The sequence below is a fragment of the Vibrio maritimus genome (genome assembly GCF_021441885.1).
In the GTDB taxonomy this organism is placed as follows: domain Bacteria; phylum Pseudomonadota; class Gammaproteobacteria; order Enterobacterales; family Vibrionaceae; genus Vibrio; species Vibrio maritimus_B.
The window spans coordinates 3,026,527-3,049,850 of sequence record NZ_CP090438.1; the positions used below are offsets into that span (position 1 = coordinate 3,026,527).

Annotated in this window: 15 protein-coding genes and 1 other RNA gene; 8 read left to right on the forward strand and 8 right to left on the reverse strand. The window is 48.2% G+C overall.

Translation table 11 applies throughout. From position 1 onward, the window contains the following. Window positions 1-32 precede the first annotated feature (32 nt). Both rnpB and rsmI read right to left on the reverse strand, forming a co-directional pair. Window positions 33-439, reverse strand: an RNA gene (gene rnpB / locus LY387_RS13770) — RNase P RNA component class A. A 45-nt stretch (window positions 440-484) separates the two neighbouring features. Continuing rightward, window positions 485-1,348: a 16S rRNA (cytidine(1402)-2'-O)-methyltransferase gene (gene rsmI, locus LY387_RS13775; RefSeq protein WP_042475988.1), complete on the reverse strand. Its 864-nt coding sequence runs from the start codon at window positions 1,346-1,348 to the stop codon at window positions 485-487. A gap of 62 nt (window positions 1,349-1,410) precedes the next feature. Here rsmI and LY387_RS13780 point away from each other — a divergent pair, with 62 nt between their 5' ends. The 4 genes from LY387_RS13780 to LY387_RS13795 are packed head-to-tail and all read left to right on the forward strand — an operon-like array spanning window position 1,411 to window position 4,963. Further along, window positions 1,411-3,312 (forward strand): penicillin-binding protein activator, encoded by a 1,902-nt coding sequence (locus LY387_RS13780; protein WP_234494512.1) that lies wholly within the window; start codon window positions 1,411-1,413, stop codon window positions 3,310-3,312. Continuing rightward, on the forward strand, window positions 3,275-3,664 hold the full coding sequence (locus LY387_RS13785) for a YraN family protein (protein WP_234494513.1): 390 nt from the start codon (window positions 3,275-3,277) through the stop codon (window positions 3,662-3,664). Before LY387_RS13780 ends, LY387_RS13785 begins: the two co-directional genes overlap by 38 nt. Before the next feature lie 2 nt (window positions 3,665-3,666). Beyond that, a complete protein-coding gene (locus LY387_RS13790; RefSeq protein ID WP_234494514.1) occupies window positions 3,667-4,257 on the forward strand; it encodes a phosphoheptose isomerase in 591 nt (196 codons plus the stop codon). Window positions 4,258-4,267: 10 nt separating this feature from the next. Beyond that, the gene (locus tag LY387_RS13795; RefSeq protein ID WP_234496125.1) at window positions 4,268-4,963 is read left to right on the forward strand and encodes a BON domain-containing protein; all 696 of its coding nucleotides are present in this window, start codon (window positions 4,268-4,270) and stop codon (window positions 4,961-4,963) included. A 68-nt stretch (window positions 4,964-5,031) separates the two neighbouring features. Here LY387_RS13795 and ilvN read toward each other — a convergent pair whose 3' ends face one another. The 5 genes from ilvN to erpA all read right to left on the reverse strand — a co-directional run bounded on the left by ilvN (window position 5,032) and on the right by erpA (window position 12,585). Then, a complete protein-coding gene (gene ilvN / locus LY387_RS13800; RefSeq protein ID WP_006072691.1) occupies window positions 5,032-5,526 on the reverse strand; it encodes an acetolactate synthase small subunit in 495 nt (164 codons plus the stop codon). Between the two features lies 1 nt (window position 5,527). After that, window positions 5,528-7,264, reverse strand: a complete 1,737-nt coding sequence (locus LY387_RS13805) for an acetolactate synthase 3 large subunit (RefSeq protein ID WP_234494515.1) — start codon at window positions 7,262-7,264, stop codon at window positions 5,528-5,530. 420 nt (window positions 7,265-7,684) lie between these two features. Continuing rightward, window positions 7,685-10,846 (reverse strand): efflux RND transporter permease subunit, encoded by a 3,162-nt coding sequence (locus tag LY387_RS13810; protein WP_234494516.1) that lies wholly within the window; start codon window positions 10,844-10,846, stop codon window positions 7,685-7,687. 8 nt (window positions 10,847-10,854) lie between these two features. Further along, window positions 10,855-11,961: an efflux RND transporter periplasmic adaptor subunit gene (locus tag LY387_RS13815; protein ID WP_234494517.1), complete on the reverse strand. Its 1,107-nt coding sequence runs from the start codon at window positions 11,959-11,961 to the stop codon at window positions 10,855-10,857. A gap of 282 nt (window positions 11,962-12,243) precedes the next feature. Next, complete coding sequence (gene erpA, locus LY387_RS13820) at window positions 12,244-12,585, reverse strand: iron-sulfur cluster insertion protein ErpA (protein ID WP_042475971.1); 342 nt, start codon at window positions 12,583-12,585, stop codon at window positions 12,244-12,246. Window positions 12,586-12,900: 315 nt separating this feature from the next. On the opposite strand from erpA, the gene hemL reads away from it, so the two are divergent. The 4 genes from hemL to LY387_RS13840 all read left to right on the forward strand — a co-directional run bounded on the left by hemL (window position 12,901) and on the right by LY387_RS13840 (window position 20,321). After that, complete coding sequence (hemL, locus tag LY387_RS13825) at window positions 12,901-14,193, forward strand: glutamate-1-semialdehyde 2,1-aminomutase (protein ID WP_128648001.1); 1,293 nt, start codon at window positions 12,901-12,903, stop codon at window positions 14,191-14,193. A gap of 342 nt (window positions 14,194-14,535) precedes the next feature. Further along, a complete protein-coding gene (locus LY387_RS13830) occupies window positions 14,536-15,609 on the forward strand; it encodes an AI-2E family transporter (protein WP_419153449.1) in 1,074 nt (357 codons plus the stop codon). 66 nt (window positions 15,610-15,675) lie between these two features. Further along, on the forward strand, window positions 15,676-16,698 hold the full coding sequence (rsmC, locus tag LY387_RS13835; protein WP_234494519.1) for a 16S rRNA (guanine(1207)-N(2))-methyltransferase RsmC: 1,023 nt from the start codon (window positions 15,676-15,678) through the stop codon (window positions 16,696-16,698). A 236-nt stretch (window positions 16,699-16,934) separates the two neighbouring features. Next, entirely contained in the window at window positions 16,935-20,321 is a 3,387-nt protein-coding gene (locus LY387_RS13840) for a response regulator (protein WP_234494520.1), read from the forward strand. 124 nt (window positions 20,322-20,445) lie between these two features. Here the strand turns inward: LY387_RS13840 and acnB are convergent, their stop codons facing one another. Continuing rightward, on the reverse strand, window positions 20,446-23,043 hold the full coding sequence (gene acnB, locus LY387_RS13845) for a bifunctional aconitate hydratase 2/2-methylisocitrate dehydratase (protein ID WP_234494521.1): 2,598 nt from the start codon (window positions 23,041-23,043) through the stop codon (window positions 20,446-20,448). Window positions 23,044-23,324 lie beyond the last annotated feature (281 nt).

Here is a 23,324-nt window from a genome sequence, read left to right on the forward strand (position 1 = left end):
CAAAATCAATTTGTAATGGGTTTTTCTATAATAGGTGAAGTTGACCTGTAAGCCGGGTTCTGTATCCGCCGAAGCGGTGATAGCCATTCGTCTAGGCCAGCAATCGCTCACTGGCTCGAGCAACCTACCCGCCCCCTTACGCGAGCCACGCAATGTGGGGGCCTATTTGGTCTTGCTCCGGGTGGAGTTTACCTTGCAACGAACTATTGCTAGTCGCCCGGTGCGCTCTTACCGCACCCTTTCACCCTTACCTGTGCTCCTTCCGAAGAAATGGAGCCATCGGCGGTCTTCTCTCTGCTGCACTTGTCGTAGGCTTTCGCCCCCCAGGCGTTACCTGGCACCCTGCTCTGTGGAGCCCGGACTTTCCTCCCCTCCGTCAGTCTCCCCCAAGACAAGCTCAAGGGGACGTCAACGAAGCAGCGACTATCCGGTCAACTTCAGGGCGCGGATTGTAGCGAAGCGAGCAAGATTACTCAATGTTTTTCTAGGATAAGTTTTCCAAACCCCATTTATAGAGGGCGTTCTTCTTGAGGTTATAAATCTCAGCCGTCGCAGCAGCGGCTTTCTTTAGCGGCAGTTCTTTGACCAAAATCGCCAAGGTACGCGTCGCTTCATCAGGCAGTTCTTCGTTCACGGGTTCTCTGTGTCCATGAATCAGCAGCACCATCTCGCCGCGCTTACGGTTTTCATCTTCTTCAATCCATTCAATCAGCTCACCTAATGGCAAACCTTGAATCGTTTCGTAAGTTTTGGTGAGTTCTCTAGCCAGTACTACCTCGCGCTCAGGACCGAGCACGTCCAACATATCAGCAAGGGACTCGGTGATTCGGTGCGGTGATTCATAGAAGATGCAAGTACGCTCTACCTTGGCGATCTCCATAAATTTATCTTTGCGCCCTTTGCTCTTCGCTGGCAAAAAGCCTTCAAAACTAAAGCGATCAGATGGCAGACCAGAGGCACTCAGCGCCGTGATCACCGCACATGCACCAGGTAATGGCACAACTTTAACGCCTGCTTGACGACATTGAGAGACCAAATGATACCCTGGGTCACTAATTAGCGGAGTCCCTGCATCAGAAACCAATGCAATAGATTCCCCCGCTAGAAGTTTATCGACTAAAACTTGCGCTTTTTGCTGCTCATTGTGATCATGCAGCGCAAATGTTCTAGTTTGAATATTGAAGTGAGACAGAAGCTTGCCTGTGTGGCGCGTATCTTCAGCAGCAATAATGTCGACGCTATTAAGCACATCTAGCGCTCTTTGTGTGATATCACCGAGATTTCCGATCGGTGTCGGTACAATAAAGAGCGTTGGTTGCTCAATATAAGTAGTTTTGTTGCTTGTCATTTGTTTACCAGCACTTCAACGATTAATATAATGATTTTACACGAATAGTGATTAAAGAGCTCATGGCAATGATGAACCCAAAGAGAAATAGTGTAACACGCCTACTGACTCCAATTGCATTGGCTTTGACCATTGCCGCTTGTTCTTCCCAGCCAAGCGCCCCTGCGAGCGTAGACATCACCCTTGCACCGACAGCCTCATCAGAGACTTATCTGATGCGCGCGGACGCCGATCAAGGTGGATTTGCCAATGAGTGGTTAATTTTAGCGCTTAAGGCTTCTATCCAAGAAGGTAACTACGAGCAAGCTCAAAGGCTCTCTAATCGCTTAGCGAAACAAAATCTAACAACTATTCAGCAAGCTGAATGGCAACTTGCTCGAGCTGAGCTAAACCTTGCTCAAGGTAAAGCGCAAGATGCTTACCTACAGCTTAACTTCCCTGTTGAGAGGCCACTGGCCCAGCAACAGTGGCAGCGCTACTACCAACTTCGCGCGCAAAGCCTAGCGGCGATGGGCGACTACTTCGAGGCAAGCCGTGAGCTGATCGCGATGTCAGGCTTCGCTCCACGTGACCAGCAAGAAGCCATTAATGCCGATATCTGGAACAATCTAAACCAGTACTCTGCTCAAGAGCTTTCAACATTGGTTGCTGAGCCGAAAGAAGAAGTGCTTGATGGATGGTTACAATTAGCGACGTACATGAAAGCAATGGGCGGTTCTCTGCCTCAGCTTCAAAACACCTTACAGAACTGGCTGACGGAAAACCCAACCCACCCAGCGGCTGTCTACACACCGCAAAGCATCTACGACATACTAAACCTCGAGATTTCTTCACCGCACAGTACTGCGCTTCTGTTGCCACTATCTGGCAAGTACGCAAAACAAGCTGCGCTGGTTCGTGATGGATTTGTGATGGCGATGATGGATGACGAAGTACGCGATCCCGAAGCCATCTTCACTGTCATCGATACTAACGAAGCAACAACGAGTGATATCAAAGCGAAACTTGTCGCCAATGGCGTCGATTTCATCGTTGGCCCACTTGTAAAAGAGAATGTTGAAAAGCTTCAGCAGGCTCAACAGAACTCAGAAACACCGATTCCGGCACTTGCGCTCAATATCCCAAACGATATCGAACCATCGCAAATGATGTGTTACCTAACACTGTCACCCGAGCAAGAAGTTGCACAGGCAGCACAACATTTAGCAAAGAATGACTATTCATTCCCGCTAATCATTGCGCCTCAAGGCAATCTAGGTAACCGCGTCGCGAAAGCATTTGAGGAAGAATGGTCCAAAGTGAGTGACAACAAGGTTGCGGTCGCACAATATGCGAACCGTGCTCAGCTCCAGAAAACCATTAACAATGTGTTTGGTCTTCAAGAAAGTCAGCAGCGTATCGCACAGATGGAAGCGCTAACAGGGATGAAGCTTGAGAATCAACCGCGTAGCCGCCGTGATGTCGATTCAGTCTACATTGTCGCGAATAACGCCGATCTTACTTTGATCAAACCGTTTATCGAAGTGGCGATTAACCCAGATGCACCACAGCCTAAGCTGTTTGCAGACTCTCACAGCCACAGCGAGAAGCGCCAATACGAAGATCTGACTGGTGTGGTATACAGTGATATTCCGCTGCTCGTTAATGAAGATTCTGAGCTTGATGCTCAAATGAACAAGTTCTGGCCTAAGAGCTCAAATGCAGAGAAGCGCCTCCAAGCGCTTGGCATGGACGCGTACACGCTAACGAAAGAGCTACCGCAACTAAAAGCGGTTGAGGGCTACTCAGTAGATGGTCAAACTGGCGTGCTTACGCTTGACCAAAGCTGTATCGTACAGCGCCAAATTTCATGGGGCGTATACGGCGAAACCAAACCAGCTGCTGAGCAAGAAGCGACAGCAGAACCCGCTCAGGATGAGAGTACCGATGACATTGCTGCCCTGGAACAAACCGTCAGCGAGTAAGCGTGCCGTCGGCAAAAACTATGAGGAACTCGCCAAAGACTACCTTGGTCGACAAGGTTTAGTTCCTCTTACTGACAACTTCACGGTAAAATGTGGCGAAGTCGACCTCATCATGCGCGACAAGTCGAGCGTTGTCTTCATTGAAGTTAAGTATCGACGCAATCAAAACTATGGCACGGCCCAAGAGATGGTGACACGTGCCAAAGCCAAAAAGATTGAGAAAGCAGCGACGCTGTGGCTACTCAAAAATGGCTTATCACCCTATGACACCGAATTTCGATTTGATGTGGTTGCCATCCACGAACAAGGCAATGATATCAACTGGATAAAAAACGCGATCACTCAAGGATAACCATGCGCGATAGCATCAAAGAAAGTTTTACTGAAAGCATTCAAATTCAAATAGCAGCGGCAGAAGCCCTGCCAGACGTCATCACTCACGCAGCCCAGGCCATGGTTGCAACGCTGCTGAATGGCAACAAGATCCTATGCTGCGGCAATGGCGGGTCAGCATCCAACGCGCAGCAGTTCGTATCATGCCTCCTTAACCGCTTCGAAACAGAGCGTCCTAGCCTTCCAGCAATGACACTGACGGCAGACAACACCACCATGACAGCGGTTGCAAACGACTATAACTTTGAGGATATCTTTGCCAAGCAAGTGCGCGCATTTGGACAGACTGACGATATCCTGCTTGCTATCTCTACCAGTGGAAACAGCAAGAATGTCATCAAAGCGATGGAAGCAGCGGTTACGCGCGGGATGACCATCATCGCCTTCACAGGTAAAGATGGCGGCGAAATGGCAGGTCTGCTCGGCGAGAACGATGTGGAAATTCGAATTCCTTCACACCGCACGGCGCGTATTCATGAGGTTCACATGGTGACTTTACACTGCTTGTGTGACCTTATTGACCAAGTTCTATTCCCGTCTCACGAAGAGTAATAGCATGAAGATGTATAAAGCGATCACGCTCCTGATGATGAGTGTCATGATGTCAGGCTGTGCTGGATTATTTGTCGCTGGCGCAGCAACAACGGTTAACCTAGTCACCGACACACGCAGCGCAAAAGAGATCTGGAATGACAGCGCCCTTGAGTCCGAAGTGGCTGGCATGGGCAATAAAGCCCCTTACGTGGGTAATGTTCGAGTCGTTGCAAGCTCACAGCGCGGCACAGTTGTGCTAATGGGTCAGGCGAACACCGAGGCTCTGAGCAGTCAACTTGAGAGCCAAGTGAAGGGATTGAGCGGTGTCAAACGTGTCTACAACCAGATTCGCATCAAACAACCACTGAGCTTCACCCAAATCAGCAATGACAGTTGGCTAACGACCAAGGTCAAGTCGGCACTGCTTACTGATCAAAGACTTAACGGCGTAAAAGTCAAAGTCATTACCGAAGACAGTGAAGTTTTCTTGCTAGGCTATGTATCTAAAGAGCACGCCGATATTGCTACAGAGCTTGCTCGCAACGTATCGGGTGTAAAGCAGGTTATTCGAGCATTCCAATTCAGTGAGCAACAAGAGAAGCTCAATACAGAAGCGGAGGCTGAGCCGGCACAAGTTGAAGAAGCACCTCAACCTCAAGAAGAGGAAGAAGAGATGCGGCCTATCATCGAAGAGCCAGCGCCATTTGTTGAGATTGAAGGCTAATCGATAACCCTCCACAGATTACAAAAAAGCCAGTCCTGAGACTGGCTTTTTTCATGCTACTAGAAGCGTTATGGCTTTAGCGCTCGTTCACCACGAGCAATACCGACAATACCGCTTCGAGCCACCTCAACGACGTCAGTGACCTCAGACAAAGCCGAGACAAACGCATCGAGTTTTTCCGCCGTACCAGCAAGCTGCACCGTATACTGAGATGCCGTTACATCAACGATCTGACCACGGAAGATGTCTGCTGTGCGTTTCACTTCTGCACGAGCAAAACCACTTGCTTTGACCTTCACCATCATCAGCTCACGCTCGATGTGGTCAAACTCCGTCACTTCTTGCACTTTCAAAACATCAATAAGCTTATGAAGCTGCTTCTGGATCTGCTCAAGCTCCATTTCATCCGACTCAGTGGTGATATTGAGTCGCGATAGTGTCTCGTCATCGGTCGGTGACACGTTCAAAGATTCGATGTTGTAACCACGCTGAGAGAATAAGCCAACAACGCGAGACAGTGCACCAGGTTGGTTTTCCATTAGTAGCGAAATGATATGTCTCATATTAGGTTCTCTCCGTCTTGCTTAGCCACATCTTGTGCATGCCTTCCCCTTTGATTTGCATGGGGTAAACGTGCTCGGTCTCGTCAACATTGATATCAACGAAGACTAGGCGGTCTTTCATTTCTAATGCTTTTTTCAGACCTGATTCCAGCTCACTTGGATTCGAGATTCGAATACCAACGTGTCCATACGCTTCTGCAATCGCAGCGAAATCAGGAACAGAGTCCATATATGAGTTAGAGTGACGTCCTTGATAAATAATATCTTGCCACTGTTTCACCATCCCTAAAAAGCGGTTGTTTAGGTTGATGATCTTAACTGGAACGTCGTATTGCATTGCCGTAGACAGCTCTTGAATATTCATCTGAATACTGCCATCACCTGTCACACACACGACCTCTTCATCTGGGTAGGCAAATTTAACCCCCATGGCAGCAGGGAAGCCAAAGCCCATCGTGCCCAGACCACCAGAATTAATCCAGCGACGCGGCTTGTTAAACGGATAGTAGAGTGCTGCGAACATTTGGTGCTGACCGACATCAGAAGCAACATACGCGTCTCCACCCGTCAGCTTGTGAAGCACTTCAATAACCTGTTGTGGCTTGATGCGCTCTTCTGAGGTTTCATAACCAAGACAGTTACGCTCTTTCCATCCCGCAATATCATCCCACCACGAATTGAGTGCCGCTTCATCGTTCGTGCCACCCTGCTCGACAAGCAGTTTGAGCATGGTCTCGAGTACCACATCTGCTGAGCCTACGATAGGTAAGTCTGCGCGCACGTTTTTCGAGATAGACGATGGGTCGATATCAATATGAACAACCTTAGCGTCAGGGCAGTACTTATCTAGATTGTTGGTGGTTCGGTCATCAAAGCGAACCCCCACGCCGAAAATTAGGTCGGCATTATGCATAGCCAGGTTTGCTTCGTATGTACCGTGCATACCTAGCATGCCTAAAGAATTCTTATGTGTACCAGGGAAGGCACCCAGCCCCATCAAGGTACTCACTACTGGCAGGTTCAAGGTTTCTGCCAACTTGACGATGTGTTGGTCCGCTTCAGACATGATGGCGCCGCCACCCACGTAAAGAACCGGCTTTTTCGCCTCTAAGATCGCCTTAAGTGCTTTTTTGATCTGCCCTTTATGCCCAGATAGTGTCGGGTTATAAGAGCGCATCTTGATCGCTTCTGGGTACTCGTAAGGGAACTTAATCTGCGGATTCATTACATCCTTTGGAATATCCACAACAACCGGTCCAGGACGACCCGTTGAGGCGATATAAAAGGCTTTTTTCAGTGTCTCTGGAATATCTTCCGCACGCTGCAATAGGAAGCTGTGCTTAACGACAGGGCGTGATACACCGACCATGTCACACTCTTGGAACGCATCGTTACCAATAAGGTTGTTTGGTACGTTACCAGACAGCACAACCATAGGGATCGAGTCCATATAGGCGGTTGCGATACCAGTGATCGTATTGGTCGCACCTGGGCCTGAACACACAAGTACTACACCTGGTTTACCTGTAGCGCGCGCATAGCCATCGGCCATATGTGTTGCGGCTTGTTCATGACGAACGAGAACGTGTTGGATGTTTTCGCGCTTTTCGTGTAGCGCATCGTAGATATCGAGAACGGAACCACCTGGGTAGCCAAAGATCTGTTGTACACCCTCGTCAATCAAAGATTGCACGATCATCTCTGCGCCAGATAGCATTTCTGGGGTTGAATCTGCCATATTGTCTCCTTACCAGTTACCTCAACAATTAGGTCCTTGCTGAGCTGGCATTACATAGTTAGGTCTTATTCGTAGCCTAAATCGAAATTACTCACTTTCGGCTATGTCACATAGCTTGTCATAACAAGCGGTATGTTTACGCAACAACTTTAACGCTTTATTTGCATCAGGTCTAACCCGACAAACATCGCAAAAAACACACTTCCCTCTGAAATAGCCTAATCGCCAACATTTGTTACAGAGCGAAGCCAAGACACAACCAAACCATCGACACAACCTCTTAAATTCAGAGTAAAATTCTAGATAACAAATCAAAATCTGGCACAAACCTATCAGCTGTCCTGATTATTTACTCGAAACGACTCTTGTTAGCCAATAAAAAAGCCCCATCTCAATAATCGAAAATGGAGCTTTAGAAGCTTAGGCAGCCTTAACGGGCTTTTTTTCAGGTTTTGACCTCAATTTTCGCAGTGTTCGTCTGAGTATTGAGGGCTTCTTTTCTTGCTGCTCAGTTCGACCTAGCATCAGCAGGCAGGGCGTAAGAACCAGTGTCAGTACCGTCGCAAATGCCAATCCACCAGCAACCGCCGTTGCAAGCTGAGACCACCACTGGGTACTCGGTGCACCAAACTCTATCTTTTGATTGATCAAATCAACGTTCATCTCTAAAACCATAGGCATCAAACCGAGTATGGTGGTCACAGTGGTCAAAAGCACCGGACGCAAACGCTGCACCCCAGTACGTAGAATCGCATCGCGCTTCTCTAGGCCACGCTTAATAAGCTGGTTATAGGTATCAATCAAAACAATGTTGTTGTTGACCACAATCCCCGCCAGAGCGATCACACCAATACCAGACATGATGATGCCGAATGGACGCTGGAACACCAACAGGCCTGCAAACACCCCGACCGTTGAGAAGATAACCGCACTCAAAATAAGCAAGGCTTGGTAGAAGCTGTTGAACTGAGTTATCAAGATAAGCGCCATCACAGCTAACGCGACCATAAAGGCACTTTGCAAAAACTCAGAAGAATTCTTCTGCTCTTCATTTTGCCCTTTGATCTTGAACTCAACACCGCTCGGTAACGCAATACCATTAAGCTGTTCAATAAACCCTGGCAGCTCAACCGCAAGGTTATAGCCTTCTGCCATATCCGCTTGAACACTAATGATACGAATACCATCGAGACGATTAATCGTATCTTGTTTCGGCTCTGGCGTGATCTGGGCGAAGTTGGTAATAGGTACCAATCCAGCTGGCGTTTTCACTCTCAGCTCATCAAACCGCCCTATGTCACGATGCTCTTCTGGGAAGCGCACCAAGATATCCACTTCTTCTGTGGAGTCATCAGGAAGGTAATCGCCAATCTTTAGACCATTAGTCACAAACTGAACCGTGTTACCCACCAAGGTAGCATCGGCTGCAAAGCGCGCAGCATCATCGCGGCTTATGTCTATCTGCCAATCAATACCCGGTTTATTAGAGGTATCGCTGATATTGGTCAGCTTGCTATTGCCATCGGCCCAGCGGCGGACGGTTTTAGCCGCTTCATCTAGACCTTCTGGGAATCGAGCGGACAGCTCAATCACCAGATCATGTTCAACCGGAGGACCCGCGTCAGGGAACTTGTATTCAATCTCGACCCCAGCGAATTGATCGGTGGTCTGTTTAAGCTCCTCAATAATGGCATTCACTTTACGGCGATATTGCCAATCCACTGGCGTTATCTGAATGACACCAATCTCATCCTTGCCACCTGTTTTGGTATAGACGCTTTCAAACTCATCATGCCCAAGCATCACCTTCTCAACCACACGCATCACTTCGTCTTTCTCATTGATAGACAAATCACCATGTGAGCGCACTTTAACGTTAAAGTACGGAGGGTCTACTTCTGGGAAGAACTCTGCCCCTAGACCTGCCTTGTTGTAGGCAAAGCCCACGCCAATCGCCATAGCAATTGCCAACAATAGGATTTTTAATGGATGACCCAAAGCGATATTCAGTGTGTGGTAATAAAGCTTGGTGATCCCGGTGGCCTTATCAAACTGTCCCTCATGCAGTGCCACCATCTTGGATTGCTGAGCTTTAGAGACATATTGAGGCTTACCAATAAGACCGCCCAGCACTGGCACAAACAGCAGCGCCATAACAAGGGATGCCGTTAGCGTGGCAATCAAGGTCATTGGTAGGTACTTCATGAACTCGCCGGTAATATCAGGCCAGAATAGCAATGGGGCAAACGCTGCCAATGTCGTCGCTGTCGAGGCGGTGATCGGCCACGCCATTCGCTTAGCCGCATCTCGATACGCCTCTTTTCGTGGTGTGCCCTCTTGCATTCGCCTATCCGCAAACTCGGTAACCACGATCGCGCCGTCCACCAACATACCAACAGCCATAATAAGAGAGAACAGCACTATGATGTTGACGGTGAGCCCAAATACCGACAGCACTAAGAGGCCCGTTAAGAAGGAACCCGGAATCGAGATCCCAACCAATAGAGCAGTTCGAACTCCAAGGATCGCGATAATCACGATAACAACGAGAATAATGGCGGAAAGGATATTGTTTTGCAGATCATTGAGCATGATCTTTACATCTTTCGACTCATCTTTGGTGAACTTCACCTGCAGGTTATTCGGCCACTCGTCTCGTAGCTGAGCCTGTCTCAACACCTCTTTGACCAAAGTCACCGTTTCGATGATGTTCTCGCCCGCTCGCTTTTTCACATCCAGAACAACAGCTGAGCGGCCATCGAGACGGGCGAAACTGTCTGGGTCACGAAACGCTCTACGTACAGTCGCCACGTCACCAAAGGTAATGACCTGCTTACCATCAACCTTAACAGGCAGCTCCAACACATCTTTTAAGCTATTGAAAACGGAAGGCACTTTCACCGAGAAGCGGCCGTAACCTGTATCAACAAAACCCGCTGCTACAACACGGTTGTTTAGCGCAATCAGGTTATAAATATCACCTTGATCGAGCCCATAGCTCTCCATCAACAGCGGATCGACCACGATCTCAACGATGTCTTCGCGATCACCGGCAATATCCACCTCGAGAACCTGTCGGTAGCTCTCCAATTTATCACGAAGCTGTCTCGCTAATTGCACTATGGTCCTCTCGGGAACAGTACCGTATAGCACGACAGACAGCACAGGCTGTTGAGAGGCAAAGGTCACTTCGTTAACTGTCGGTTCGTCGCTGTCTTCTGGTAGCTTAGGTTTGGCCAGATCAACCGCATCTCTGACGTCAGCCATAGCCTTGGTAAGATCAACGCCAACGTTGAATTCTAAGGTGACAGAGCCATGCCCCTCAGATGCCACCGCCGTCATCTCCTTTACGCCTTCAATAGAACGAAGCTCTTTTTCTAGCGGCCTGACAAGAAGTCGCTCGGCATCATCAGGCGATATTCCTTGGTGCCCCACAGAGACATAGATAATTGGGATGGTAATATCCGGACTCGATTCTTTAGGAATCGTGTTATAGGTCACCACACCGGCAATCAGGATCATGACCAACAGAGTGAGCATGGTTCGGGCGCGAGACAGCGCCGCATCAATCAATGAAAACATGCTGCCCCCTACTGCTGCTCAGCGATTTGATTCGCCTCGTCCACACTAATGGCATCCACTTCATCACCGTGCCTAACAAATCCCTGCCCGAGAACGATGATGTCACTGGTATCGCCAAGACCGGTGAGCCAAACACCATCTTGCTCAGCTTTAACAAGCTGAATTGGCACAAAATCAACGCGATTGTTCTTGAGGGTTTTCACGCCCAAATTGCCCGTCTCATCAAGCGCAAGCATGGCTGGAGTAATCTTGATTGCCATTTGCTGGTCAAGTGCTAGTTCCACCTCAGCACTCACCCCAGCAGGGATACGTTGATTTGGATTCGGCACAGCGATTTCGATAGGGAAGGTATTGGTCGAGACGGAAGAAACACGCGATATGTAGCGCAAAGTACCCGTCACCTCTTCACCGCCGATAAATCGGATCTTAGAGCTTTGATTAGTACTTAATTTTTGAATGTGACGCTCGCTCACATCCGCTTCAATGACCAAGGTTTCTAAATCAATGAGAGTCGCAACCGGATCCCCGATGCCGACGAAATCACCGAGCTCAATCGATAAGTGATCAACGATACCGGTAAACGGCGCGGTCACCGTGGTGTTTCTTAATGCCAATCGAGCAGCACTCACCATTGCTTTCGCTTCGGTCAGATTTGCTGCTGCGGTTGAGTAGGCAACCTCCCCTTGAAGGCCTCGGCTCTTTAGCGATTTAGACGCGTTAAACTCTTGTTGTCTAACGTTTAGCATCGCTTGAGCACGCTCAAGCTGAATGTTCAAATCACCCTTGTCTATTTGAGCAATGGCTTGTCCCGCTTTTACACTGTCGCCTTTCTTCACATTAAGCTTGATGATTTTTCCCGCAATTTCAGCGCCCAGTTTAGCGGTGCGATCGGGGGCCGTTCGACCATACAAATCGATCTTCTTTTCTATGTTCTCAGCAGTAAATTCTTGATAGACCACACGGGCTAGCGGAATGGTTTGTTCTTTTTTCTGAGGAGGTGCTTCTTCCGCCTTCAGTACACCGAGGCCAAGCCAAATAGACAAAGCGATCACGCAAACCAAAGAGATTAGCCAAGGACGTCTTGATAGAAAGCTGCCACTTTGAGTGGTTGCCATAGTAATTTCCTTATTATTGTATTCCGACACTAACGTTGTTTAGTGAAATCAGTGACTTTGTACGTATAAAGGTCACTGTTGGTTCTAAAAAACAATTAGCAATCAATCGTTAAACGATATCCTACTGTTTAACGCGCTAAGCTGACTACTGTCGCAATTTTAACAAAACGAGAAGCGGTAATTGCAGACGGTTTTGCTACGAGTCTCGCATTTTTTATCCAATTGACGGTTTGTAGAGAAAAAAAAAGGCGAACCTAATGTTCGCCTTTCTAACCACACTGATTAGACACTGAAGGATGCACCGCATCCACACGTCGTTGTGGCATTTGGGTTATTCACGAAGAAACGTGAACCCTCAAGACCTTCTGTATAGTCCACTGTGCCACCTACAAGGTATTGTAGACTCATTGGATCAACGACGAGCGTTACACCACATTTTTCGATGGTCGTATCACCATCGTTAACGCTTTCATCAAACGTGAAACCGTATTGAAAACCACTACAGCCACCACCGGTGATGTAAACACGAAGCTTAAGCTCTGGGTTTTCTTCTTCTGCGATCAGCGCTTGTACGCGCGTTGCCGCGGCATCAGAAAAATTTAATGGAATAGCTACATCACTCACGGGAACCTCTCTTGCTACTCAATCGCAACAGCCCTTCACTTATAGTGTTCTAAAACGAACACTTCTGGCAAACCAGCCTTGCGACGACTCAACAGCACTCGATACTTAGTCGAGCATCATTGTCTTTTGTAAAGTTATTGGTTTCGATTATCTAATACCTGAGTGCTTCGTTCAAGTATTAGACAAACTCAAATTAATAGAGATGTACCCAAAACTCGTATCAATATAAGAAAATGTGCTCAAAACACTTCTCGATTCCGCTTGGAGATGTACAATGCTGCACACTTGGTCCGAACAAGCAAAGAGGAACTTTCCATGACCAAATCAGCTGAGCTGTATGAAAAAGCGCAACAGACCATCCCTGGTGGTGTTAACTCTCCGGTTCGTGCCTTTAACGGCGTAGGTGGTTCACCTATCTTCGTTGAACGTGCCGATGGTCCATTGATTTTTGATGCTGATGGTAAAGCGTATATCGACTACGTAGGTTCATGGGGTCCAATGATCCTTGGTCACAACCACGCTGTGATTCGCGATGCGGTTATCGATGCAGCTCAACGTGGCCTTAGCTTCGGTGCCCCAACTGAAATGGAAATCAACATGGCGGAGCTCGTTCGCAAGCTAGTACCTTCAATGGAACAGCTTCGTATGGTGAGCTCGGGTACAGAAGCAACAATGAGTGCTATCCGCCTAGCTCGTGGCTACACAGGTCGCGACAAAATCATGAAGTTTGAAGGTTGTTATCATGGCCACGCAGATAGCCTGTTGGTAAAAGCGGGCTCTGGTGCGTTAACACTTGGTCAACCTAGCTCTCCTGGTGTGCCTGCTGATTTTGCAAAATACACCCTGACAGCTCGCTTCAACGATCTTGAATCCGTAAAAGCGCTGTTTGAAGCAAACAAGGGCGAGATTGCCTGCATCATCGTTGAACCCGTTGCAGGCAACATGAACTGCATCCCACCAGTTGAAGGCTTCCACGAAGGCCTGCGTCAGATCTGTGACGAGGAAGGCGCACTGCTTATCTTTGATGAGGTAATGACAGGCTTCCGCGTTGCTCAAGGCGGCGCTCAAGCTTACTACAACATCAAGCCGGATCTAACGACGCTTGGCAAAGTAATCGGTGGTGGTATGCCGGTAGGTGCGTTTGGTGGTCGTAAAGAAGTAATGCAACACATTGCGCCAACGGGCCCTGTTTACCAAGCGGGTACGTTATCTGGCAACCCAATCGCTATGGCGGCGGGTTACGCTTGTTTGACACTATTGTCTGAAGAAGGCAATGAAAAGCGTCTGGCTCAAAAGACCAAACAACTTGCTGACGGTTTCAAATCACTGGCAGACAAACACGGTATCCCGTTGGTCGTAAACCAGGTGGGCGGCATGTTTGGCTTCTTCTTCACTGAGCAAGAGACTATTACTTGCTACGAAGATGTCGCGAAATGCGATATCGAACGCTTCAAGCGCTTCTTCCACCTAATGTTGGACCATGGTGTCTATCTAGCACCTTCGGCGTTTGAAGCCAGCTTCACCTCATTAGCTCATGGTTCAAAAGAGATCGATGCAACGCTGGAAGCCGCTGACCGCTGCTTCGCTATGCTGGCGCAAGAAGCATAATCTCAAGCTGGATGCTAATTGATTAATGGAAAGGGCTGAACAATTCAGCCCTTTTTTATCCCTGCCAGTTGAGAACCGCCAATAATACCAACAGCCCAATTGTGATTGTAAACCATGGTAAAGGGCGTCTTTTTTTCTTACTCTGTTCACAGTTTTTTTCACCGCTACAACAGCCCATAACCCACTCCTTTCTCGTCAATTCTGACACTATTTTAAATTGATCACTCAAAGATTTACGTCCATTATATGACCAACACTGCGTATGTCTGTCGGCTTTTGTCGAACGCACAACGACATAACGCTAAACACGTCCAGTGAAAAGGAAACTCTGTGAACAACAAAATGAACGTGACGGCCAGCCACTGGGTGCTCGTCGTAGCCCTGCTATTTGCCGCGTTTGCCTGCTATCTCTTGGTGGAGCCTTACATCAACTCCATTGTCATGGCCTTTATCTTGTCACTGTTGATGTTTCCAATCCATGAGTGGATCGAGCGTAAGCTGCCGAAACACAAAAACATCGTCGCCTTGCTCTCCTGTATCGTATTGACCTTTATTATCGTCATGCCGCTCATGCTGGTATTTAGCGCCATCGTTCAACAAGGCTCCGTGTTCTCCCAGAACATGTATCAATGGGTGACTGGCGGGGGTATTCAGGAGGTCATCGCCCACCCTTGGGTTGTGACTGGTCTTGATTTTGTTAACGAGTACCTGCCTTTTGATGCTATCAATCCGCAAGATATTGCTCAGAAAGCCGCTGAGTTTGCCACTTCACTAGGCTCAAATTTAGTCGCGATGAGCGCCAAGATCTTAGGGGACGCAACCAACTTCCTGATGAACTTCTTCTTGATGTTGTTTGTTTTGTTCTTTCTTCTGCGCGATCACGACAAGATCATCGCCGCGATTCGTCATATTTTGCCATTTTCTCGCAGCCAAGAAGATCGTCTACTCAACGAGATCGAAAAAGTGTCAAAGTCTGCGGTTATGGGCTCATTCCTAACCGCAATTGCTCAAGGTGCAGCTGGCGGATTTGGTATGTGGATGGCCGGTTTCCCAGGTCTGTTTTGGGGCACTATGATGGGCTTTGCATCATTCATTCCGGTCGTAGGTACCGCGCTTATCTGGATCCCGGCGACGGCGTATTTGCTGATTACCGGTGAAACTGGTTGGGGGCTATTCTTAGCTATCTGGAGTATCGCCGTTGTTGGCTCTATCGATAATGTGCTGCGCCCACTGCTCATGCAAGGCAGTGCTGGCATGAACACCCTAATGATTTTCTTCTCACTGCTGGGTGGTATCCATTTATTTGGTCTTATCGGTCTGATATACGGACCGCTTATCTTTGCGATTACCATGGTACTGTTCAACATGTACGAAGAGGAGTTTAAAGAATTCCTCGACGGGCAAGATAGAAGCTAGAGTCTTTTTTCAGGGAGGGGTTTGTGAGAGAATCGCCTCCCTTTTTATTTCGAGAGAAACATCGCCATGGCAAGCTACATCGCACCCAGTCAAATCGCAGAACGACAACTAGAGTATTTTGCAGACAAACGTGTATTGGTCATTGGCGAAATTGAGGACAGCTTTCCAATTGAACTGAGTCGCCACTGCGACAAGGTGACGGTTTTTACCAGCAACTACATTACCTATCGCTCCCTACAATCATCATCGAAGATTCGCACTCTATTCGGTGCATCACTTCCTGATGATATTGATGCAGATATGATCTTGCTGTACTGGCCAAAAGCGAAAGCTGAGGCACAAATGCTGCTGCACATGTCGCTGGCTGCGCTCGGCAAAGAGACAGAGATCGTCGTCGTTGGTGAAAATCGCTCAGGGGTAAAAAGCATTGAAAAAATGTTTGCCTCTTATGGCCCTATCAACAAGTACGACTCTGCAAGACGCTGCTCCTTCTATTGGGGTGTATGCCACGAAACGCCTGCAGCGTTTGACCTGCATAGCCAATTTAAGACTTATGATGTCGAACTCAACGGTGTTGAGATAAAGGTTAAAAGCCTGCCAGGTGTATTTAGCCATGGTGAATTTGATCACGGCACCCAATTGCTGCTCAATAACCTACCAGAGCTAAAAGGCAAAGTCCTCGACTTTGGTTGCGGTGCCGGCATTATCGGCGCTTACATGGGAATTAAAAACCCAGACATCAAGCTAAACCTGTGTGATATCAATGCCTTTGCTATTGAGTCAAGCAAACAAACCCTAGAGGCGAATGGCTTGTCTGGCGAGGTGTTCGCCTCTGACGTCTACTCCGACACAGGCAAGGGCTATGACTTCATCGTCAGTAACCCACCTTTTCATGCGGGCCTAGACACCAGCTACTCAGCAACCGAAACCCTCTTGGCTGACGCACCTAACCAGCTAAATAATCAAGGCCAGCTTTGGATTGTTGCCAACAGTTTCCTAAGGTATCCACCTATCATTGAGCAGCATTTTGGCAACTGTGAGACTGTCGACAAAAATCGCAAGTTCGCCATTTATCACGCAGCAAAATAAGCACTTTACAGCATATTGTCTTCTACCACTTGGTGACATCTTTTGGATCCAAGTGGTGCATTAAATACGCGTTTCATCACCACAAACCTCCATTTTTCCTACAACCTTAACCACCCATACACATTTTTGTGTGCCTCAACACGCTTTGCCCGTCACTTACTTGCCAACAAAAATTAAGTCGATAAATTGGTTAGGTTAAGAGTATCTTATTGATAATGTGAGAGTGCATAACCCCTATGTTGAAGTTGCGTCGCAAACAGAAGTTCAAACGGTTGCAAAATACCTTGATGATGGCGTTTTTGGTGTTAAGTATTACGCCGCTGACGATCATCGCTTTGTTCTTTCTAAACGCACACAGCCAAGATCTCCGCGATCAAAGCACCTCTCATCTTGTGTCACTGCGCGACACCAAACAACAACAGCTACTCAACTATTTCCAAGCGCAAGAATCTGAAGCCATGGGGTTTGTTCGCTCTGAGCTTGCCTATGCAAGTGGTGGACGCTTCTATGGCCTGGTCAATGCATTTCAACGTCTTGGTGACGATGTAGAGCAAGCAAGAAAGCATGCCCAGGAGCGCTATATTCAAGGCTCTGGTGATAAAATCAAAACCGCGATTCTCCCAGATTCCAGCAGTTTTGTTGGTAGTGAGCGCTACCGACTGTTGCACAAACGTTATCATCGAGCTTTTATGGAGCACCTAAAGCGCTCCGATTTTGACGACATCATTTTAGTGGATCTGTCGGGTAACGTGACCTACTCGGTATACAAATACGACTACTTCGGTACCAATCTAGAAACCGGTGATTTTTCAACGCAGGTATTAGGTGAAACCTTTAAGCGTCTCAAGTCAGAGGTCAGCAGCAAACGCAAAGAAAATGAAGAATACACGCCTGTCATTGTCTCGGATTTTGCTCGCTACAATGACAAACAGTACGCTTGGATCGGCGCGCCCATCATACAGCAAGGCTATCTTCACAGTTATGCCATGTTCCGCTTGCCGATAAGTGGCATCACCAAACTCATCACTGACGGCACACCAGCAGACATTGATATTCTTTTAGTTGGTAGCGATCACTCAGCGAAATTACTCGGACTCACGCCAGAAACTATCGCCAACAGTGACAAAGTCATCGCCATGGCGCTATCAGGCATCTCGGATGTCAGCAGCTATCAAAGTGCCCTAGGTGAAGATTACTTTGCCGCATTCACTCCTATTGCGCTGGGCACAACACATTGGGCGTTAGTTGTCGAAACGCCAGAAGCCATCGCGTTTGCCAGCGTAAAACAGCTTGAAACCTTATTTGTGATCGCCATGCTCACCGCCATCGTTGTGGTGGTTGCTGCCTCGCATTACCTGTCTAACTTCATTACCTCACCACTTCTCAAGTTAACATGGGCAGCGGAGCGTGCCTCTGGTGGCGATCTAGAACCTTCCATTATTAGCCTAGAGCGCGGTGACGAAATTGGTCGCCTGGCATTGAGCTTTGAGCGAATGAGACGCTCGATTAAAGACAAGATTGAGCTGATTAAGAGTCAAAACCAAGAGCTCGAACAGAGCCTTGCCATCATCAAGAAACAAAATGAGGAGTTGCAGGTTGCAGACAAACTAAAAGATGAGTTCCTAGCCACTACCTCTCATGAACTTCGAACCCCACTGCACGGCATGATAGGCATCGCTGAGGCAATGATCTCTGGCGCGAATGGACCTATCGGGGCGAATCACAAGTACCAGCTAGACATTATCGTCAACAGCGGACAGCGCCTCGCAAGCTTAGTCGACGATCTACTCGATTATCACAAAATGCGTTATGGCAGCCTGGATATAGAGCGCTCTGCGCTTAGCCTAACCAGCACCACGCAGCTGGTCATCGAACTTTCTAACCACCTACTCGGTGATAAAAAAATCCGCATAATCAACCAGGTACTAGAGCCCCTTCCTTATGTATCGGCGGATCCACAACGTTTGGAACAGGTACTGTATAACCTACTCGGCAATGCCATTAAATACACCAACGAGGGTAAGATCGTTCTCTCTGCCACGGCTATGAATGACCACATTCGTGTTCAGGTCGTCGATACAGGTCAAGGCATTCCTGCCCAGCAACTTGAACACATTTTTGAGCCACTCGTTCAAGCTGGGCACGATTCAGGTCACTATCGTCAAGGCGCAGGCCTAGGGCTCTCTATCAGCCGTCAATTAATTGAACTGATGGGTGGCTCACTCTACGTGAGTAGTCAACCGCATGTTGGCACGACGTTTAGCTTCACGCTTCCTCTTGCGACCCAAGAAGAAATTGAAAAACAATCTCAAACAAACAGCGTCAGTCACTTTCAGATCGCCGAATCCACTGAGTTGCAGCTCGAAGAGGAAGAAGTACTGCCAGAGAACTCTGATGGTCCTGTGCTGCTGATCGCCGATGATGAGCCGGTTAACCTTCGAATCCTTGAGAGCTTCTTAAGGCTTGAGGGCTATCAAGTCAGGCTTGCAAAAGACGGCATAGAGGCCTTAGAGCAGATTGAAAAAGAGAAACCAGAGCTACTGCTTCTCGATATCATGATGCCAGGAATGAGTGGTTTTGAAGTGTGTGAAGCCGTGCGAGAGAAATATGACCACGCCGCCCTGCCCGTGATTATGCTGACCGCACTTAACCAACCAGAAGATAGAGTGCGCGGTTTCGAGCTCGGCGCCAATGACTATTTAGCGAAGCCGTTTAGCAAGCCTGAACTCGCAGCCCGTATCGCGGCGCATCTGCAAGCCAGTAAAGCCGAGGAACGTCGCGCCGAAAACCAAACCCTTAAGTACGAGCTCAAACAGCGAGCATTAGTGGAGGCAAGTCTACTCGAGACACAAGGTCGATTAATAGAGCAGCTTGATAATGCGCCTGAAGCCATCTTGTGTATTCGCGAAGATTTAAAGGTACAGTTTGCTAACCAAAGTGCGGCTCGATTATTCAAGCGCACCATTGAGCAACTGAAACGAGCTAGCATCGAAGAGTTGATTGCACCTAAGTTTATCCACCTCAATCAAGAGCATTACTTTGGCGAAATAGACGCCTTCGTCGACGATGTACGTCAACATATCAATGCCGATGTTCTTACTCTACCGCAAGGTTCAGGTCTGAAGAGTATCTATATCTTCGAGCAGGGACAATCCCTTGATGCAAGCAGGGTTAAGAACTTAGAGACCGCTATAGATGCTCTTTCTACTTACGCTATTGAGGGCGATAAAGCCAAACTCAGAGAGCTCAAAGAGCTTGGTGGCGAGTTTACTCGCTTGGCAGATAAAGCTGAGGGCGAAGAAAAATCTCGCCCAGAAATCATGCGTGAAGTCCTTGTTGAGACCATGACAAGTTCACTAAGTTACTGGGAAGAGGTGACGGGACAGTCCAAGTTTGCTTTTGCAGAGCAAAGTGGTCTTTGGCGCGTCTATCTTGATAGAAGCACACTGCAAACCAGAACACTCGACAAGTATTTGAGGCTAGAAACCTTACCGAAGACACCGAGGTGGCGCACGGTACTCAGCTCGGTAGAGTACATTCTAGAGCACTGCCACAAGCAAGGACCTGAGCGAGATTACATCATTAGCCTACGAGATAAGCTGCAGCGATTACTCACCAGCTAGTGAAGCTCTCCATCGGCCTCCTCAGCAGCTATAGGATAGAGCATAGAGAAGACAATAAAAAACCACGGCTAGTACCGCGGTTTTTTGTGCTTATATAGGGCTCCATAAAGAGCCTTATTGGCCGTTACGCAGGCTCTTGGAAAATCACAGTATCTGCTTTTTCCGTGTACTCAGCCATACGGTGGAAGTTTAGGTAACGGTAGGTATCCGCTGCCGTCGGGTCAATCTGCTTCATGTACTCTAGGTATTCTTCCTTAGTTGGGATCTTACCAAGAATCGCACCCACTGAAGAAAGCTCAGCCGACGCTAGATAGACATTCGCACCAGTACCCAAACGGTTCGGGAAGTTACGTGTCGAAGTCGACATTACCGTCGCTTCATCCGCTACGCGAGCCTGGTTACCCATACACAGTGAACAGCCCGGAGTTTCAATACGAACACCCGCACGGCCAAAGATACCGTAGTAACCTTCTGCAGTAAGCTGGTCACGGTCCATCTTCGTTGGTGGCGCAACCCATAGGCGCGTATCAAGCTGACCGTTGTACTTCTCTAGAAGCTTACCGGCGGCACGGAAGTGACCAATGTTCGTCATACATGAACCAATGAATACTTCACTAATTTCAGTACCTTGAACTTCAGATAGCAGACGAGCATCATCTGGGTCGTTTGGCGCACACAAAATTGGTTCTGTTACGTCAGCCAAGTCGATTTCAATCACGTGAGCGTATTCTGCGTCACCGTCAGCTGTCATTAGCTCAGGGTTTGCTAGCCACTCTTCCATGCCAGTGATACGACGCTCAATTGTACGGCGGTCGCCGTAGCCTTCAGCAATCATCCACTTAAGCATAGTAATGTTCGAGCTCAGGTACTCAGAAATAGAGTCTTGAGATAGCTTAACGGTACAACCCGCGGCACTTCGTTCAGCAGATGCGTCAGAAAGCTCAAATGCTTGCTCAACCGTTAGGTGCTCAACACCTTCAATCTCTAGAATACGGCCAGAGAACTCGTTGATCTTACCTGCTTTTTCAACCGTCAACAGGCCTTGCTTGATGCCGTAGTAAGGGATGGCATGAACAAGGTCACGTAGCGTGATACCCGGCTGCATCTCACCTTTAAAGCGAACCAAGATAGACTCAGGCATATCCAGTGGCATAACGCCTGTCGCTGCGGCAAACGCAACTAGGCCAGAGCCTGCAGGGAAAGAGATACCTAGAGGGAAACGCGTATGAGAGTCACCACCTGTACCTACTGTATCTGGCAGTAGCATGCGGTTTAGCCATGAGTGGATAACACCATCACCTGGACGAAGTGATACACCAGCACGGTTCATAATGAAATCAGGCAACGTATGGTGCGTGTTCACATCAACCGGTTTTGGATACGCAGACGTGTGACAGAATGACTGCATCACAAGGTCAGCTGAGAAGCCAAGACACGCTAGGTCTTTTAGCTCGTCTCGCGTCATTGGGCCGGTTGTATCTTGAGAGCCAACCGTTGTCATCTTAGGCTCACAGTATGTGCCCGGACGAATGCCTTCAACGCCACATGCTTTACCCACCATCTTCTGAGCAAGCGTATAGCCTTTACCTGTATCTTCAGCAGCCACAGGAAGACGGAACACCTCAGAAGGAGCAAGGCCTAGAGATTGACGCGCTTTGTCTGTTAGACCGCGGCCGATGATAAGCGGAATACGACCACCAGCACGGACTTCATCAATCAATACGTCTGTTTTTAGACCAAATTCAGCCAGCGTTTCACCCGTAGCGTGGTCGCAAACTTTGCCTTCGTATGGGTAAACATCAATCACATCACCCATATTAAGTTTAGTCACGTCAACTTCGATAGGTAGCGCCCCTGCGTCTTCCATTGTGTTGAAGAAGATAGGTGCAATCTTACCGCCAAGTACGTAACCGCCAGCGCGTTTGTTTGGTACGTTAGGGATATCATCACCCATAAACCAAAGCACAGAGTTGGTCGCTGATTTACGAGATGAGCCGGTACCCACAACGTCACCGACATAAACTAGCTGGTGACCTTTCTCTTTCAGCGCTTCGATCTGTTTGATTGGACCAATTGAGCCTGGTTGATCCGGGTCAATGCCATCGCGAGCGTTCTTAAGCATCGCTAGCGCGTGCACAGGGATATCTGGGCGCGACCATGCATCTGGTGCTGGGGATAGGTCATCGGTGTTTGTCTCACCCGTTACCTTGAAGACAGTGAGCGTGATCTTTTCTTGAAGCTCAGGTTTCGATAGGAACCATTCCGCTTCAGCCCAAGACGTAAGCACCTGCTTCGCATAAGCATTGCCAGCTTTTGCTTTCTCTTCGACATCGTAGAAGGCATCGAACATCAGTAGCGTGTGTGATAGGGCTTTAACCGCGATAGGGGCGAGCTCTGCATCATCAAGCAATGACACGAGAGATTCGATATTGTAACCGCCTTGCATTGTACCCAGCAGTTCAGCTGCTTTTTCACGGCTCACGAGAGGTGATTCCACTTCACCTTTGGTAATGGCCGTCAGAAAGCCGGCTTTAACGTAAGCAGCTTCATCAACACCTGGTGGGATACGATTCTCTAGGAGGTCGAGGATAAACTCTTCTTCACCTTGAGGCGGGTTCTTTAGTAATTCAACAAGTCCTGCAACTTGTTCAGCGTCTAAGGGTCTAGGAACAACTCCTTCGGCAGCACGCTCTTCGACGTGTTTACGGTAGGCTTCAAGCACGACTTTTTTCCTCTCATTGCGGTCCCTCCTTATAATTAGAATTCGGAGTGGACATCCTTGGAAACTTGGCTCTCCCTTGCCATTGGTCGTCTTCAACTAATTGAATCAACAGCGCCAGAGAGGCCAAACTGTGGGGCGAAGGATATCAAATTTAACCTTAAATTAAAATCTTCCCATTTTGACCAACATTGCAAGTTTGAGTAAAAATCAACGATTTCTGACTAAACTAGCAGCGAGTTAGCGTCAAGATGACCCTTCATTTTTAGCATTTATATTCAACA